This window comes from Rhodococcus sp. OS5, assembly GCF_056837585.1.
Genome location: NZ_CM166368.1, coordinates 2277298 through 2294171, shown reverse-complemented (window position 1 = coordinate 2294171; position 16874 = coordinate 2277298). Strand labels below are relative to the sequence as shown.

The following is a 16874-nucleotide window of genomic DNA, read 5'->3' as shown; positions in this document are numbered from 1 at the left end:
CGCCGATCTCCGTCCGAAGCTGGAAGTGTTTCGTGTACGGGACTATTCAGCACGTCGATAATTTCTTACCGTGGTCGAATTTGTTTCGTCTGTGTAATCAAAACTTTCACCAGAGCACTGCTATCTTCGGCACATGGACGACGACCAGAAGGCGATAGCGACCGCAATCGGGGCTGCCGTGCGGACGGCGCGAAAAGAAGCCGGACTGACGTTGCGCGAGGTTGCCGTGAAGTCGGGCTTGTCCCAGCCCTTCCTGAGCCAGACCGAAAACGGCCACGCAGTACCCAGTGTCATGAACCTTCATCGCCTCGCGCAATCGCTCGGCACCACGGCGCACGCACTCTTGGCACAGGGTGAGCGAACTCCGTCCAGCCTCGTCCGCGCCGGCGAGGGGCGAACCTTCGAACTGGCACACGATTCGGTGATTCGATTCTGCTCCACCGGCTCACGGACCATGGAACCCAACGAGATCACGGCAGCACCTCATTCCGAGGCAGGTGAGCACACCGAGCACGCCGGCGAAGAGTTCATTCATGTTCTCGAAGGATCTGTCGAGGTCGAGGTGGGACTGGACGAGCATCACGTTCTTCACGTAGGCGACACCCTCCTCTACACCTCGACCATCCCGCACCGGTGGTTCAATCGCACCGATGCGGTCGCGAGGTTCCTCATCGTGAGTTCGTCGCCCTCGTTCTAGATGCGCGGCTGAGGTTCCACACCACAACCCCCCGCTCACGGCTTACCCTGACAGCGTGACCATGTGGCCGGAACTTGCGCGCGAAATCGCCGATACCGTTCTGTTTCCCGTCGCCGACAGCGTCGACGCCGACGGAGAAATCCCCAGCAGCCATTTCGACGCGCTCGCCGCCGACGGCTTCTACGGCATCGCCGCCCTCGGTGAGGGTGGCCCCAGCAGCGAAGAACTGGTCGAGGTCCTCGAAACCTTGTGCGGCGGTTGCCTCGCGACGACGTTCACCTGGATGCAGCATCACGGCGTCGTCGGAGCCCTGGCGGCGAGTCCCAATGCACCTCTGCGCGAACAATACTGGGACGGTCTGGTTTCCGGCACGATTCGCGGTGGGGTTGCCTATGCCGGCGCCATCCCCCGCCCACCGCTCCTGTGGGCGAAGCGGGTGAACGACGGCTACGTCCTCGACGGGATCGCCCCCTTCGTCACCGGTTGGGGCATCGTCGATGTTCTCTTGGTGTCGGCGCGCGACGAGTTCGACAATTCCATCGTTCATTCCGTCGTACCGGTGGGCGAGGCCCCGGGTCTGACGATCGAGGAGCTTCCACTGATCGCGGCGCGCGGAAGCAACACCGTCCGAATCGTGTTCGACGCTTTCGAAATTCCCGATACCGACGTCTGTGCTGTCGTCAGCGACGAACAATTCCAGAGCACCCAGCTCCCCGGCTTGTGGCTCAACGGCGCGATGGCCATGGGCATCACCCGCCGCGCTGTCACCGAACTTGCGGATCTGGGAGTCGACACCGACGCGTTCGAGGAACAAGCCACCCGGGCGCGCGCCGATCTCGATGCAGCACTGCGCGACGGCGGCGACATGTCGGCCGCCCGCGCCCGAGCGTCGGAACTTGCGATACGCGCGTCGGCCGCACTCGTGGCTGCGACCGGAAGCCGCGCTCTGGTCGGCAGCAACACCCCCGAGCGGCTCATGCGTGAAGCCACCTTCACTCTTGTCGCGGCTGGTCGCCCGGAGATCAAAACAGCTCTCGTGGAACGACTCAGCGGATACTGAGTACGCAAGGTTGTACTCGATTACGCTGGGGCTCATGACCAGTGGAGAACCAGTACTCATCCCGGCCGGAACCGTGTTCACGCCGGAGGACCTGACGTTCTATGCCGATCGCGACTCCCGCAGTCTCGACGACGCCATCGCCGACGCCGACCTTCTTGTCAGTTGCCCACACTCGGGTTCCGCGATTCCAGCAGAACTCTCACGTTTTCTCGCACCCGAGTTCACACAGCGGCTGCAATTCGACTTCACCGACATGTCCACCAGTCCCATCGTGCGCCGTTGGGCCGAAATCGATTCGCGCATCGTATACGTGGAGAATCCGCACCCTCGCATGATTCGCGATCCCAACCGTGCGAAGCCCGAAAACCTGGAAGTGTCACTGCGCGAAGCATTCGCCCGCGTCGACAAGGCCGGTGCCGGCAACAAAGCAGACCTCACCGGCGTCGACGCAGTTCGCCCTGTCACCTTCTCGTTCTACCCCCTGCTGCTCGAGCCGACCGACGACGCGGGCTGGAAGAACCTCGCCGAGACCTTCACCGAGACAGCCGAACACGGTTTGGGTGTCTACGAAAGAACTCGCGACACACTGATCGAAGCCATGGTGGAGAAGAGCTTCGAACTCGGTCGATCGTTCACGACGTTGTCGTTCCACGACACGATGAACCACACCACCCGGCGGGACGGCGCCGTCAATGTCGAACGGCCGGAAGCAGATCGACTCCCCGACGTCGTCGCACTCTCCAATCGTGGCGATCACGACGGTAATCGACGCGGCGACAATCCCGTGACGATGGATCCGGAGCTCATTCGCACACTTGCGGTCTCACATCGCAAGGGATTTCAGGTCGACGATCCGGATGCGGTCGCTCTCAATCAGCCGTACCTCGGCAGTTTCGAAATCATCCGAGCCGGAGCGAGATTCGCCGAATTGAGCGCCCGCGCCGCCGAAGCCGGGATCACGTTGAGCGCGGTTCAGGCCGAATTCAAACGAGAATTCCTACTGGGAGACGAACTGGCCGCCTACATCATGGAACCCGGCGTCGACTGGCCGACACCCGATGCCGAGCGGGTGGACCAACTCGCCCACGCGTGCAAGGCGAGCTGGGACCACTACCGCAACAGCTGACTCAGCGCTGTTACTCAGGGCTGACTCAGCCGCAATACTCAACCGAGCACCACTCCGAACAACGCGCCGGCCGCAATCGTCGTGACGGCCAAGATGATGGTCGGCAGGAAGAACGAGTGGTCGACGAGCTTGGAACCGAGCTTCGTGCTGCCCGAGAGGTCGAAGTTCGCAGCCGCGATCTGCGAACCGTTTGTCGGCAACAGATAGACGCCGGCAAACGCTCCGGCCCACATTCCGCTCACCAGACCGGGTGCAATCCCGGCAGCGAGACCGATCGGCACGATGGTCCTCGTAGCGGTCGACTGACTGGTCGTCAGTACACAGACCAGGAAGACACCGAGCGCGAAGATCCACGGCGCGGCGTTGACCCAGTCGCCGACGGTGCTCGTGATCAGCTCGGAATGGGCGCTGATGAACGTGTCCGTCAGCCATGCCAGACCGAACAGCGCGATGGCCGAGACCATACCGGCACGGAACACCGTCGACGACGGCACGTCGGCGACATTCGGGCGGCACACCAGCAGGATCAACGTACCCACGACGAACATCAGCATTTCGATGATCGGTGTCATCCCCATCGGAGTACCGTCGGCAGCTTCGGGACGAATCCCCTTGAACAGGCCGAAGATCACGATAGCCAGGACGCCGGCCAGGAAGATCAGTGCCGCGTTTCGTCCGGTCTTCGTCGAGACGAGTTCGGTCTTGGAAGCTGCACCAGGTCCGGCCAATTCGCCCGACTTCATCTTCGCCTGTATCTCCGGGTCGTCGTCGAGATCTTTGCCGAGTCGGTTGACCGCGATGGAGGAAAGGACGATGCCGACAACAGCAGCCGGGAAGGTGATCTTGATGATGTCGATGAGTTCGAAATCGTAGGGCGGCACGTCGGTCAGCGTGACCATTGCCGCCATTGCCGCGGACACCGGACTACACGCCAGCGCCACACCGGTCGAGACAACTGACAGCGACAGCGGTCGTGACGGCCGCACACCGTTCTTGTACGAGACGTCGTAGATGACGGGGAGCAGTGGGTAGAGGATGTTGGACGTGCCGGCACCGACCGAGAACAGGAATGACACCAACGGCGCGATCAGCGTGATCTGTTTCGGGCGAGATTCGATCAACTTGGCCGCGATGGTGACCATCCAGTCGATACCACCGGCCGCCTGCATCATCGACGACGCGAGGACGACGGACAGGACGATGAGGAGAGCGTCGACCGGCGGACTGCCGACGTCCTCTCCGAAGACGAACACGAGGACGGCAACACCTGCGCCGCCCCACAGACCGAGAGCGACACCGCTCGATCTGGTACCCATGACAATCGCCCCGAGCACTACCGCCAGCTCGAGGACAATCTTGACTGCTTCCATCAGGCACTCGCCTTCTCGATAACAAGAGAATCGCTATAACAGGGCAAATAGTATGCTCTGCACTTCGGCTGCAGGCACGAACACGCTGTCGGTGGGAAGGGGCAATATGGTGGTCGTGACCAACGTCCTCGGTAGGTTCTCGCCCGCCACACGCGAGTGGTTCGGCGGGGCTTTCAGCGCGCCGACTGCTGCGCAGCTCGGTGCCTGGGAATCCATCGCGAGTGGCTCTCACACTCTTGTCGTCGCACCCACCGGCTCCGGCAAGACATTGTCGGCGTTCCTGTGGGCGCTCGATCAACTCGCCGCCAAGGACGAAGGCGAACGCGCCACCAAAGTCCTCTACATTTCGCCGCTCAAAGCGCTGGGTGTGGACGTCGAGCGGAACCTTCGCGCGCCGCTGGTCGGCATCACGCAGACGGCGAAGCGTCTGGGCCTCACCCCGCCCGAGATCACCGTCGGTGTCCGTTCCGGCGATACGTCCCAGGCCGATCGACGCTCGTTGATCAAACGTCCTCCGGACATCCTGATCACCACGCCTGAGTCGTTGTTCCTGATGCTCACCTCCGCTGCCCGGGAAACACTGGTCGGTGTCGACACCGTGATCGTCGACGAGGTTCACGCGGTGGCGGGTACCAAGCGTGGCTCGCACCTTGCGCTCTCACTGGAACGCCTGGACGGCTTGCTCGAGCGTCCGGCGCAACGCATCGGATTGTCGGCCACTGTCCGTCCGCACGAGGAGATCGGGCGGTTCCTCGCCGGTTCGGCACCGATCCGAATCGTGGCACCGCCTGCCGCCAAGACATTCGACCTCACGGTCCGTGTTCCCGTCGAGGACATGACCGAACTGGGGATCGCGACGCCGGACGACGGTTCCGAATCTCCCACCCCGCAAGCCGGTTCGATCTGGCCCCACGTCGAGGAACAGATCGTCGACCTCGTTCTCGACCACCGATCGTCCATCGTGTTCGCCAACTCTCGCCGCCTCGCCGAACGATTGACAGCCAGGCTCAACGAGATTCATGCAGAACGCATCGGTCTGGCCGTCGAGAAAACATCTCGCCCGCCCGCGCAGATCGGGGCTCCCACCGAGGTCAACTATGGCGCAGAACCCCTCCTTGCTCGCGCCCACCACGGATCGGTCAGCAAAGACCAGCGAGCCCTCATCGAAGACGACCTCAAATCGGGTCGATTGCGATGCGTCGTCGCCACCAGCAGTCTCGAACTCGGAATCGACATGGGCGCCGTCGACTTGGTCATCCAGGTGGAGGCACCGCCTTCTGTTGCCAGCGGCCTGCAACGTGTCGGTCGCGCCGGCCACCAGGTCGGCGAGATATCGCGAGGCGTCGTCTTCCCCAAGCATCGCACCGACCTGATTCATTGCGCGGTGACCGTCGAGCGCATGGTCGAAGGCAAGATCGAAGCGATGGCCGTTCCGGCCAATCCCCTCGACATCCTCGCTCAGCAAACTGTTGCGGCCACCGCTCTCGAACCGATCGACGTCGACGACTGGTTCGAGACGGTGCGCCGAAGCGGTTCCTTTGCAACGCTTCCCCGTTCGGCGTACGAATCGACTCTGGACTTGCTGGCGGGGCGGTACCCCTCGGACGAGTTCGCCGAGTTACGTCCTCGCCTTGTCTGGGATCGTGAGTCCAACACGCTCACGGGCCGCCCGGGTTCGCAGCGTTTGGCCGTCACTTCCGGCGGCGCAATCCCCGACCGCGGCCTCTTCACCGTCTACATGGTTGGCGAGAAAGCGTCCCGCGTCGGCGAACTCGACGAGGAAATGGTCTACGAATCCCGGGTCGGCGACGTCTTTGCGCTCGGCGCCACCAGTTGGCGGATCGAGGAGATCACCTTCGATCGGGTTCTGGTCAGCCCCGCCTACGGCATGCCGGGTCGTTTGCCCTTCTGGCACGGCGACGGACTCGGTCGCCCCGCCGAACTCGGACAGGCGTTGGGGCAGTTCGTCCGCGAAACGGCTCTCGGCAACGAAGCCGACGTCGTCGAGCGTTGCCGCGTGGGCGGGCTCGATCACAACGCGACTACCAACCTGATCCAACTCGTCGGTGAGCAGAAGAATGCCACCGGGCAGGTGCCGTCGGATCGAACCCTGGTGGTCGAACGCTTCCGCGACGAACTCGGTGACTGGCGTCTGGTGCTGCATTCCCCGTACGGCCAACGGGTTCACGCACCGTGGGCCCTCGCCATCGGGGCGCGCCTGCAGGAACGATACGGCGTCGATTCCAGCCCGACGGCCTCCGACGACGGCATCATCATCCGACTCCCCGACACCGAGAACGAACCTCCCGGCGCCGAACTGTTCACCTTCGACGTCGAGGACATCGAAGATCTGGTCACCCAAGAGGTGGGCGGCTCCGCGCTCTTCGCTTCCCGATTTCGCGAATGTGCCGCCCGCGCACTGCTTCTCCCCCGCCGCAATCCCGGAAAACGTGCACCACTGTGGCAGCAGCGTCAGCGGTCGGCGCAACTGCTGGACGTCGCCCGCAAGTTCCCGACCTTCCCGATCCTGCTCGAGACCGTACGCGAGTGCTTGCAGGAAGTTTACGACCTGCCTGCACTGAAGGAATTGTTCGGCAAGATCGAGAAAAGGCAGATTCGAATCGTCGAGGTGGAGACGGCCTCTCCGTCTCCGTTCGCCAGTGCGCTCCTGTTCAACTACGTGGGTGCGTTCATGTACGAGGGCGACAGCCCCCTCGCCGAGCGACGCGCCGCCGCTTTGTCCTTGGACTCCACGCTGTTGGCCGAACTCCTCGGCCGCGTCGAACTACGCGAGCTCCTCGACGCCGGAGTGATCGAGCAGGCCGAACGTGAACTGCAACGGCTCGTCCCTGACCGAAAGGCCAAGGACCTCGAGGGTGTTGCCGACCTCCTCCGCATGCTCGGCCCGCTGACCACCGAAGAAGTCACCGAACGCTGTCTCGAGGACCCGGTCTCATGGCTCGAGAAGTTGGTTACGGACAAACGCGCCCTCCACGTCTCGTATGCGGGCGAGAGCTGGTGGACCGTCGTCGAAGATGCAGCGCGGCTTCGCGATGGACTCGGCGTTCCCCTACCCATCGGCGTTCCGGCCGCGTTCATCGAGCCGGTCGATCAACCACTCGACGACCTCCTGAGCCGGTACGCCCGCACCCACGGTCCCTTCACTCTCGCCGACGCGGCTGCACGCTTCGGTCTCGGAGTATCAGTCGCGCGTGACGTTCTCGGTCGGCTCGCGCTCGAAAAGCGGGTGCTGGAAGGTGAATTCCGCCCGTCTGCAACCGGGAGCGAATGGTGCGACGCCGAGGTCCTGCGTCGCTTGCGGCGTCGCTCGCTCGCCGCGGCACGGCAGGAGGTCGAGCCGGTCAGCACCGCGACGCTCGGGCGATTCCTTCCCAGTTGGCAGCACGTGGGCGGCACGCTGCGAGGAATCGACGGTGTTGCAACGGTGGTCGATCAACTTGCCGGCGTTCCGATTCCGGCGTCCGCTCTCGAATCGTTGATCCTGCCGAGCCGAGTTGCCGACTACTCTCCCGCGATGTTGGACGAACTCACGTCGACGGGTGAAGTCCTGTGGTCCGGATCGGGAGCTATCTCGGGCAAAGACGGGTGGGTAGTGCTGCACCCCGCCGACCTGGCACCGATCACGCTCAATTCGCCCGCCGACACCGACGTCTCGGAATTGCAGAAGCGCATCCTCGACCTGCTGTCCGGCGGCGGTGCCTACTTCTTCCGCCAGTTGGTCGACGCGTTGCGAACTACGGAGTCGGCTGCGGACACGGTCGACAGTGCGGTGACAACGGCACTGTGGGAGTTGGTGTGGCTCGGACACATCGGTAACGACACCGTTGCGCCGCTGCGCGCACTTCTCTCCGACACCACCAGAACAACAACCAGTCACCGATCACCTCGCCGTGTTCCGCGGGCCCGTCCGTACCGCGGAATGGCCCGCGCTTCCACGCCCGCGCGCACGGGACCGGCAACCGCCTCCGGTCGGTGGTTCCAGCTGCCAGGTATCGAACCTGACCCCACTATCCGGGCGCACGCCACGGCTGATCTGCTGCTCGAACGATACGGCGTCGTCACCCGCGGTTCGGTGATGAGCGAGAACGTGCCGGGCGGTTTCGCGTTGATCTACAAGGTACTGAGCACGTTCGAGGACAACGGGCGCGCTCGACGCGGATACTTCGTGGACACCCTGGGCGGCGCTCAATTCTCGACGCCTCCCGTGGTGGACCGCTTGCGGACGTTCGGTGATTCCATCGAGGGGCGCCACACCTCCTCGGCTGCAGTCACTCTCGCGGCGTGCGATCCGGCAAACCCGTACGGCGCGGCGCTGCCGTGGCCGGCGTCGGGGGGCGAAGAGTCACCAGGACACCGACCCGGGCGAAAAGCCGGCGCATTGGTAGTTCTGGTGGAGGGTGAGTTGGTTCTGTTCGTCGAGCGCGGCGGTCGCACGATCCTGACATTCACCGACGACGGCGGAACGTTGCGCCTGGCAGCACTGTCACTTGCTCAGAAGGTGACGTCTCGCGCCATCGACAAGTTGGTAGTGGAGAAGGTCGACGGAGAGACCATCCACGGCAACGATTTTGCTCCGGTCCTGGTCGAAGCCGGCTTCGCGGCCACCCCTCGCGGATTCCGGTTGCGGTCATGAGGATTGGGGTCATGATGATTGAGATCGTGGAAGTTGAGATCCTGAAGTGTGGGTGCGGCGACCATGCCTGAGGGCGATACCGTGTGGCGGGCCGCCAATGAACTGCGCGCTGCCCTGGCCGAGAAGGTACTCACCACCTGCGACGTCCGCGTTCCTCGTTACGCCACGGTTGATCTCTCGGGCCACCGCGTGGATTCCGTCGCCAGCCGCGGAAAACATCTCCTGATCCGAGTGGGCGAAGCGTCCATTCACACGCATCTGAAGATGGAAGGTCAGTGGCAGATTTATCGCCCCGGCGAGCGCTGGCGCCGACCCGCCCATCAAGCGCGCATCATCTTGGCCACCGAAGACTCTGTAGCAGTTGGCTTTTCACTGGGAATCACCGAGATCCTCGAACTCGGGCAGGAACAGGAGGCCGTCGGACATCTCGGACCGGATCTGCTCGGGACCGATTGGGACAGTTCCGTGGCCGCCCGAAATCTTCGGGCCGCCGACTCCGTACCGATCGGAATCGCGCTCCTGGATCAGCGGGTGATGGCCGGACTGGGCAACGTGTACCGAAACGAGATCTGCTTCCTACGAGGTATTCACCCGAAAACGCCGACACATCTCGCGGGGAATCTCGACGCGATAGTGGATCTGTCTTTTCGCACCATCAACGTCAACAAGTCACGTCGCATCCGGGTCACCACCGGCGACACCCGCCCCGGTCGGCAGACATGGGTGTACGGCAGACGCGGAAAACCATGCCGCCGTTGCGGAACTCGCATCACAGAGGACACCCTCGGACCGGATCAGCTCACCGAGCGAAATATCTTCTTCTGCCCGGCCTGCCAGCCCTTCACGCCTGGTTAGCGTTGATCAGCAGCCTGACGCAGTGGCGGACAAATCGATCACGGTCCACGACGATCGTGCCGTCCAGATAACCGATGAACAGTGTGAACAACGCCCCGACCAGTCCGACTGCCACCAGCTGCTTGTCCACGGGATCAGCGATCTCGGACAACTGGTCGTACACCAGGTCGACGAACGCCGGCATCGATTCGATACCGCGGCCGCTCAGAACGGGTTCCGAGAGCGGGGCGATCAGGAGCACTCTCCCCATCGCCGGATCGTCGACCATGAGCTTGACGAAAGCGTCGACCGCAGCGGTGGCGACGGCCTCGGATGTCGTCTCCGACTCCACTGCCGACGCAAGCGCCGACTGCGCACGCTCGGCGACAAACGTGTGGACCGCGACAACGTACTGATCGCGATCGGTGAAGCTTTCGTAGAAGTACCGCTCGGTCAGACCGGCAGCCTTGCAGACCGCACGCACGTTGACGGCCGGACCGTCGACCGCACCGAGCAGTGTCACTCCGACGTCGAACAACGTCGCCTTTCGAGTGGCCCTGCGTTCTTCGATGCTCACAACTTCCCCACTTCGCCGACACTTGATCTTCAATGCACCCGGTATCCGATCCTTGACTACCGCTGTTGTCGATCCTAATCTGACAACATGCGTAGTCAACTTGACGACAGCAGCACCCCGGTTCCCCTCGGTCCGGATTCCCTGACGTGGAAGTATTTCGGCGACTGGCGCGGGATGCTGCAAGGCGTCTGGGCCGGTTCGATGCAGAACATGCACCCCGGCCTCGGCGCCGGAGTCGAGGAGCATTCGCAATTCTTCGACGAGCGGTGGGAACGACTGTACCGCTCGCTGTATCCCATTGCAGGCGTGGTCTTCGACGGCGATCGCGCGCAGCAGACAGCCGAAGAAGTCCGCGGCTATCACACACGAATCAAGGGCGTCGACAAGTTGGGGCGTCGGTATCACGCACTTGATCCCGACACTTTCTACTGGGCGCACGCAACATTCTTCATGGGCACCATCGTCACTGCCGAGAACTTCTCCGGTGGCTTGACCGAGGCCCAGAAACGTCAGCTCTTCACCGAGCACATTCAGTGGTACCGCCTGTACGAGATGAGCATGCGCCCTGTTCCCGAGACCTGGGAAGCATTTCAGGAGTACTGGGACCACATGTGCCGCAACGTACTCGAAGACAACAAGGCGACCCGCGACGTCCTCGACCTGTCGGGACTCGGCAAGCCCCCGTACATGACGTGGCTACCCGATCCGTTGTGGCGGCTCGCCCGAATCCCCCTCGCCCGCGGATTCGTGTGGCTGACGGTCGGAATGTACGACCAACCGGTTCGAGACCTACTCGGCTACTCGTGGACCAGTCGCGATCAGAAAATTCACAACGCTGTCGGCCGCACCGTCAACGCCGTCTTCCGTCTGGTGCCGTGGCGATACCGGTATCAGCCACGTGCTCGCGCGGGATGGGATCGAGCTGACGGCCGAATCCCCGCCGATGCACCACTGGTCCACACACCGGCGCGCAACCTGCCCCCGCTCGAGCAGCGAGATAACCCGATGCACTACAGCCCCAGGGTCTGATCTGCCATGCTCTGAACATGGAGTGGGACCTGCGAACCCTGCTGAACCGTCCGATCACGTCTCACGGTGCGCCGCTGGGACAAGAACGTGTGGCGGCGAGGACCACCGCGTACATCTACGGCAACATTCTTGTCCTCGCCGCACTCATACCGGTGACGAAATCTCAGGAATCGCTCGGCGCCGCGATTGTGGTCGGCACGGCATTGTCGACATACATTGCCCACACATTTGCCGAGGGCGTCGGCGAGAGCATTCGCAACGATCGCCGACTGACGACCGCGGAGAGAATCGACTCGCTTCGCGATTCCGTCCCGATCCTCACCTCTGCGGTTGTTCCTGTCGTCATTCTCGCGACGGCGTGGTTCAACTTCCTGGAACCACGGACGGCACAGTTGATCGCGGAAATCGTCTTGATCCTGCGGATCGGTTCCACCAGTTACGTGATCAGCCGACTGCACGGCGAGAAAGTCAGTACGAACACACATCTGGCAGCCTTCGGCCTCGCTGCCGTCGCCACCCTCATAGTCGGGTTGAAGATAGTGCTCACTCATTGACGAGCCACAAGTGCAAAAGAAGTCAGACCGGTCGTATATAACTAAGACGGGCAATTCGCAGAAACCTAACAATCGGCAATTTCGATGTGCGGTGATCGACGACTAACTCGGCCCACTTCTATCAAGTAGGCAGAGGAGCAGCCCGCAATGACAACACCACAGTCGCCGTATCCCTGGAACAACGACCCCAACCACACGACACCTCTCCCTCCGCCCCCTCCTCCGCCGCCGGGCATCACACCCGGTCAGGCTCCGTACTCGGGGCATCAGCCTGCTTACACCCCGCCCCGGCCCCCATACGGTCAAGGCACTGGATATTCGCCGATGCCTCCCCGCCCGCCGAAATCGTATGCATGGCTGTGGGTCCTACTGGGAGTTGTCACAGTCGCACTCGTCGCCGTCGTGGTCTACGTATGGGTTCTCCCTCTCGTCTTGAACGACAATTCCGACGAGAACACCGCACGCACGGAAACCGTGGTGATCACCTCACCTGCGGCCGCGCCGCAGAACGGCGTCGTCACACCCGCGCCCAACGAGTCGGTCCCTGGCAGCGCAGCGCGTTGTGGATCGGTGTTCTCGAACAACGAATTCACGACGTCCGCCGTCGGCACCAGCGTGACGTCCTGTGAGTTCGCCGAAGAAGTGCGCTACCAGTACGTGAGCCAGGGTCGACGCGGCGGCCCGGTCTCCATCAGCGCGGTGAGTCCGGTCACGGGAACTCGGTACTCGATGAACTGCGCCGGCAACAAAGTCGTCACGTGTACCGGCGGAAACAACGCGGTGGTCTATGTCTATTGAGCAGTGCGTCGAGGCTCGTAGCGGGACGCGCCGACGACTCCTGGCGGTTGCACTCGCCACTGCTTCTGCAGCAGCCCTCGCGGGCTGCACGATTCCGACGCGAGACGAGTCGTCGGAGAAGGTCGAGACGATCACCGAAATCGTCGTCGTTCCACCGGAGCCGACAGAGACTCCTGCCGCCCCGGGCAACGGTGTCGGCCCGCTCGCCGGATTCGAGGCCCTGGGCAACACCCTCGGCGGCGCCGTGGGTATCGCACTCGTGCCCGTCGGCGGAGGTCAGTCACTCGTTGCCGGCGAGTGGCAGAACGGAGTCGCCTGGTCCACCATCAAAGTCCCACTGTCCATCGCAGCCCTCCACGAACCCGACAACACAGAACTCACAACGGTCAAGCAGGCGGTCACCACCTCCGACAACGAATCAGCCGAAGAACTGTGGCGAGGCCTCGGCGATCCGACCACTGCCGCAGCGAAGGTCGAGTCAGTCCTCGTGGCCTCCGGCGATATGTCCACCACCGTGGAATCACACACGCTAAGACCAGAATTCAGCTCGTTCGGTCAAACACAATGGCCACTTGCCGTCCAAGCGCAATTCGCCGCCACCCTGCCATGCCGGAGCGACGCCACCGAAGTCTTCGGGCTCATGGGCAGCATCAGCCCCGACCAACAGTGGGGCCTGGGAGTGATCCCAGCCGCTCGATTCAAAGGTGGGTGGGGGCCGGACGACGACGGCGGCTATCTGGTCCGCCAATTCGGGATCATCAGCAGCGGCACCGGACAACTCGCTGTCGCCATCGCAGCCAAGCCGGACTCGGGCACTTTCGCCGACGGTACTGCGATGCTCAGCGACATCGGCCGCTGGGTAGGCGAACGAGCGCAGGCTTTACCCATCGGCGGCACCTGCCAACCGAGCTGAAGTACTGCCGGTCGAGGGAGGTACTGCCGTTACCCGGCTGAGCAGTCACTCCCGCCGAACCCCCGGCCGCCGCTACCGTGGACGACATGAGCATCCCGAGTCTGAAACTGAACAACGGCGTCGACATCCCCGCGCTCGGTTTCGGCGTGTACCAGACGCCGCCGGACGAAACACTCGCCGCCGTCGAGTCCGCGCTGTCGACGGGTTATCGCCATATCGACACTGCCGCGGCCTACGGCAACGAGAAGGGAGTCGGTGAGGCGATCCGGCGATCCGGACTCGATCGCGCGGACATCTTCGTCGAGACGAAGGTCTGGATCACCGACTACGGATACGACGAGACTCTGCATGCCTTCGACAAGAGCGCAGGCAAACTCGGTGTCGAACAACTCGACCTCCTGATCCTCCATCAGGCGTTGCCGAGCGAGTTCGAGCGCACGATCGACGCGTACAGGGCGTTGGAAACGCTTCTGGCCGACGGCAAGGTCCGCGCCATCGGAGTCAGTAACTTCATGCCGGATCACCTCACCCGACTCCTGGACGCAACGTCCGTGGTGCCGGCGGTCAACCAGATCGAGGTTCATCCGTACTTCAGGCAGTCGACTTTGCTCGAGGCCGACGCCGATCACGGGATTCTGTCTCAGGCATGGTCACCGATCGGCGGAATCACGTTCTACCGCGACGGCTCCCACGGCTCGACCCTCGAGGACGCCACCATCGGCGCCATCGCGACCGCTCACGGCAAGTCGCCTGCACAGGTGATGCTGCGCTGGCACCTCCAGCAGGGCCGCCAGGTGATCCCCAAGTCGGTGACTCCCTCGCGGATCGCGGAGAACTTCGACGTGTTCGACTTCGAACTCACCGCCGAAGAACTCTCCGCAATCGACGCACTCGACACCGGAGTTCGCGGCGGTCCCGAACCCGAGGTCATCACCCGCGAGAAGTTCGGAATCGATATTCCCGAAGCCTGAACCCGGCAGCTTGAACAACACAGCAGCCCCAGTGATCTAGCTGGCGCTCCACCCGCCGTCGATGGTGTACGAAGCCCCCGTCACCATCGACGCCTCGGGCGATGCCAGCCACCCCACCAGCGATGCCACTTCCGCGGGCTCGACCATCCGTTTGATCGCGCTCTCAGTGAGCATCACCTTCTCGACAACCTCGGATTCACTGATTCCGTGAACCTTTGCCTGGTCGGAGATCTGGGATCGCACGAGTGGTGTCAGGACGTAGCCCGGATTGACACAGTTACTGGTGACACCGTGTGGGGCACCTTCGAGCGCAACAACTTTCGACAGCCCTTCGAGTCCGTGCTTTGCCGTGACGTACGCACTCTTGAATGCCGAAGCGCGGAGCCCGTGGACCGAGGAAATGTTCACGATGCGTCCGAATCCTTTGCGGTACATGTACGGCAGGGCCGCTCTGACCAGGAGGAACGGCGCTTCGACCATGAGGCGTTGAATCTTCCGGAAGTCCTCGACGTCGAAATCCTCGATGGGACTGACCCGTTGAATGCCGGCGTTGTTGACAAGTATGTCCGTCTCGAGTGCCAGATCCACGAGTTGGTCGGTGTCGAGGAGATCGACGGCCCACGCAGTGCCGTCGATCTCGTCGGCCAGCGCCTTCGCAGCGACGTCGTCGAGATCAGCGACGGTGACGTGGGCGCCGCGGGCGGCAAGGAGTCGAGCACACGCCTCGCCGATACCGCTGGCACCACCGGTGACCAGTGCCGTTTTGCCGGAGAGCGTCATGCGGAAACACCGGCCCGCTCGTCGGCGAGCACTCGTGCGTCGGCGGCATCGACGGACTCGAGCGAGATTCCCTTGGTCTCCCGCGCGAAAACGACTGCGACGATGGTGACCAGGGATGCAAACAGGAGATAGATCGCGATGGGGACCGAGGAGTCGAACTTGCTCAGCAGTCCGGTCGCGATGATCGGAGCCAGTGAACCTGCCACGATCGACGTGACCTGATATCCCAGGGAGACACCGGAATAGCGCATCCGGGTCGGGAACATCTCGGCCATGATCGCGGGTTGGCCGGCGTACATGAACGCGTGGAACACAAGCCCGATGATGATTGCCGACAAGATGACTGCATTGTGCCCGCTGTTCATCATCGGAAAGGCGAAGAATCCCCATGTTCCGGCGGTGACGGCGCCGATCATGTACACCGGGCGTCGACCGATCGTGTCGGACAGTTTGCCCACCAACGGAATCACTGCGAAGTGCACGGCATGTGCCATCAGCATCCACCAGAGGATGTGCGCCGTGTCCGCATGAACGACGACCTTGAGGTAGGTGATCGAGAAGGTCACCACGAGGTAGTACATGACGTTTTCGGCGAAACGCAGGCCCATCGCGGTCAACACTCCGCGCGGGTAACGCTTGACCACCTCGAAAACGCTGTACGAGGTTGCCTTGACCAGTTCTGCTTCCTTCTGCGCCGCAATGAAAATGGGAGCGTCGGTGACCTTGGTCCGAACGTAGTACCCGACCAGAACGATCACCGCGGAGAGCCAGAAGGCAACGCGCCAGCCCCAACTCATGAAGGATTCGTCCGAGAGCGTCGACGTCAGGATCAACAGCACGACAGTGGCCACCAGGTTGCCCATCGGCACGCCGGCCTGAGGCCAGGACGACCAGAACCCGCGAGATCGATTCGGGCTGTGCTCGGCGACAAGGAGTACCGCCCCACCCCATTCGCCGCCGACAGCAAATCCTTGGATGAAGCGCAGCGTGACCAGCAGTGCCGGCGCCCAGTAGCCGATCTGACCGTAGGTCGGTAGGCAGCCCATCAGGAAGGTCGCGGCACCGACCAGCAGCAAACTGAACTGCAACAACTGCTTCCGGCCGAACTTGTCTCCGAAATATCCGAAGACGATTCCGCCGAGTGGCCGGGCGGCGAATCCGACGGCGTAGGTGATGAAAGCCGCGATGATCGCATCCAGCTCGTTGCCGCCGCCAGGAAAGAAGACTTTGCTGAAGACCAGAGTGGCCGCCGTGCCGTACAGAAAGAACTCGTACCACTCGACCACGGTGCCCGCCATCGAGGCGCCGACCACCTTCTTCAGCCCCGATGGTGGGGCTTGGCTCTCGGGTTTCGGCATGTTGTCGACACTCATCGTGGACTCCCTCGTCTTCAGTTCGCGATTCGCCTGCTCTTCACGATCAGGAATGTGACCGCTCGCACATTTTTTTTGACTCGATGAGTATCGGTGCAGATTCTTGGCACGACAATGACAAATCTCGCACCATACAGG

At 62.7% G+C, this 16874-nt stretch carries 14 protein-coding genes; 10 read left to right on the top strand and 4 right to left on the bottom strand.

Annotation, left to right across the window (positions count from 1 at the left end):
* The first annotated feature begins 133 nt into the window (after positions 1 to 133).
* The 3 genes from ACVZUB_RS10815 to ACVZUB_RS10805 are packed head-to-tail and all read left to right on the top strand — an operon-like array spanning position 134 to position 2883.
* The gene (locus tag ACVZUB_RS10815) at positions 134 to 697 is read left to right on the top strand and encodes a helix-turn-helix domain-containing protein (protein ID WP_482628409.1); all 564 of its coding nucleotides are present in this window, start codon (positions 134 to 136) and stop codon (positions 695 to 697) included.
* A 55-nt stretch (positions 698 to 752) separates the two neighbouring features.
* Positions 753 to 1757, top strand: a complete 1005-nt coding sequence (locus ACVZUB_RS10810; protein WP_082661482.1) for an acyl-CoA dehydrogenase family protein — start codon at positions 753 to 755, stop codon at positions 1755 to 1757.
* 34 nt (positions 1758 to 1791) lie between these two features.
* Entirely contained in the window at positions 1792 to 2883 is a 1092-nt protein-coding gene (locus tag ACVZUB_RS10805; protein ID WP_482628408.1) for an N-formylglutamate amidohydrolase, read from the top strand.
* Between the two features lie 38 nt (positions 2884 to 2921).
* Here ACVZUB_RS10805 and ACVZUB_RS10800 read toward each other — a convergent pair whose 3' ends face one another.
* The gene (locus ACVZUB_RS10800) at positions 2922 to 4253 is read right to left on the bottom strand and encodes an anaerobic C4-dicarboxylate transporter family protein (protein WP_003940851.1); all 1332 of its coding nucleotides are present in this window, start codon (positions 4251 to 4253) and stop codon (positions 2922 to 2924) included.
* A 106-nt stretch (positions 4254 to 4359) separates the two neighbouring features.
* On the opposite strand from ACVZUB_RS10800, the gene ACVZUB_RS10795 reads away from it, so the two are divergent.
* Together ACVZUB_RS10795 and ACVZUB_RS10790 are read left to right on the top strand one after the other, a co-directional pair.
* Complete coding sequence (locus ACVZUB_RS10795; RefSeq protein WP_482628407.1) at positions 4360 to 8907, top strand: ATP-dependent helicase; 4548 nt, start codon at positions 4360 to 4362, stop codon at positions 8905 to 8907.
* Between the two features lie 63 nt (positions 8908 to 8970).
* Positions 8971 to 9762, top strand: coding sequence for a DNA-formamidopyrimidine glycosylase family protein (locus tag ACVZUB_RS10790; RefSeq protein ID WP_007727261.1), 792 nt, complete (start codon positions 8971 to 8973; stop codon positions 9760 to 9762).
* Here the strand turns inward: ACVZUB_RS10790 and ACVZUB_RS10785 are convergent.
* Positions 9749 to 10318, bottom strand: a complete 570-nt coding sequence (locus ACVZUB_RS10785) for a TetR/AcrR family transcriptional regulator (RefSeq protein ID WP_007727263.1) — start codon at positions 10316 to 10318, stop codon at positions 9749 to 9751. The two genes, ACVZUB_RS10790 and ACVZUB_RS10785, sit on opposite strands and share 14 nt — an antisense overlap.
* Before the next feature lie 87 nt (positions 10319 to 10405).
* On the opposite strand from ACVZUB_RS10785, the gene ACVZUB_RS10780 reads away from it, so the two are divergent.
* The 5 genes from ACVZUB_RS10780 to ACVZUB_RS10760 all read left to right on the top strand — a co-directional run bounded on the left by ACVZUB_RS10780 (position 10406) and on the right by ACVZUB_RS10760 (position 14583).
* On the top strand, positions 10406 to 11347 hold the full coding sequence (locus tag ACVZUB_RS10780) for an oxygenase MpaB family protein (protein WP_404649566.1): 942 nt from the start codon (positions 10406 to 10408) through the stop codon (positions 11345 to 11347).
* Between the two features lie 17 nt (positions 11348 to 11364).
* Positions 11365 to 11901 carry a hypothetical protein gene (locus tag ACVZUB_RS10775; RefSeq protein ID WP_003940745.1) on the top strand — a complete coding sequence of 179 codons (537 nt, stop codon included), beginning with the start codon at positions 11365 to 11367 and terminating at the stop codon, positions 11899 to 11901.
* Positions 11902 to 12048: 147 nt separating this feature from the next.
* The gene (locus ACVZUB_RS10770) at positions 12049 to 12699 is read left to right on the top strand and encodes a serine/threonine protein kinase (protein WP_234551630.1); all 651 of its coding nucleotides are present in this window, start codon (positions 12049 to 12051) and stop codon (positions 12697 to 12699) included.
* Complete coding sequence (locus tag ACVZUB_RS10765; protein WP_234551628.1) at positions 12689 to 13612, top strand: hypothetical protein; 924 nt, start codon at positions 12689 to 12691, stop codon at positions 13610 to 13612. Before ACVZUB_RS10770 ends, ACVZUB_RS10765 begins: the two co-directional genes overlap by 11 nt.
* A gap of 86 nt (positions 13613 to 13698) precedes the next feature.
* Positions 13699 to 14583, top strand: a complete 885-nt coding sequence (locus ACVZUB_RS10760) for an aldo/keto reductase (protein ID WP_217018668.1) — start codon at positions 13699 to 13701, stop codon at positions 14581 to 14583.
* A 36-nt stretch (positions 14584 to 14619) separates the two neighbouring features.
* On the opposite strand, the gene ACVZUB_RS10755 is transcribed toward ACVZUB_RS10760, so the two are convergent.
* Positions 14620 to 15363, bottom strand: coding sequence for a 3-hydroxybutyrate dehydrogenase (locus ACVZUB_RS10755; protein ID WP_165638229.1), 744 nt, complete (start codon positions 15361 to 15363; stop codon positions 14620 to 14622).
* On the bottom strand, positions 15360 to 16736 hold the full coding sequence (locus ACVZUB_RS10750) for an MFS transporter (RefSeq protein WP_482628406.1): 1377 nt from the start codon (positions 16734 to 16736) through the stop codon (positions 15360 to 15362). The genes ACVZUB_RS10755 and ACVZUB_RS10750 overlap by 4 nt, the downstream gene beginning before the upstream one ends.
* Positions 16737 to 16874: the final 138 nt, after the last annotated feature.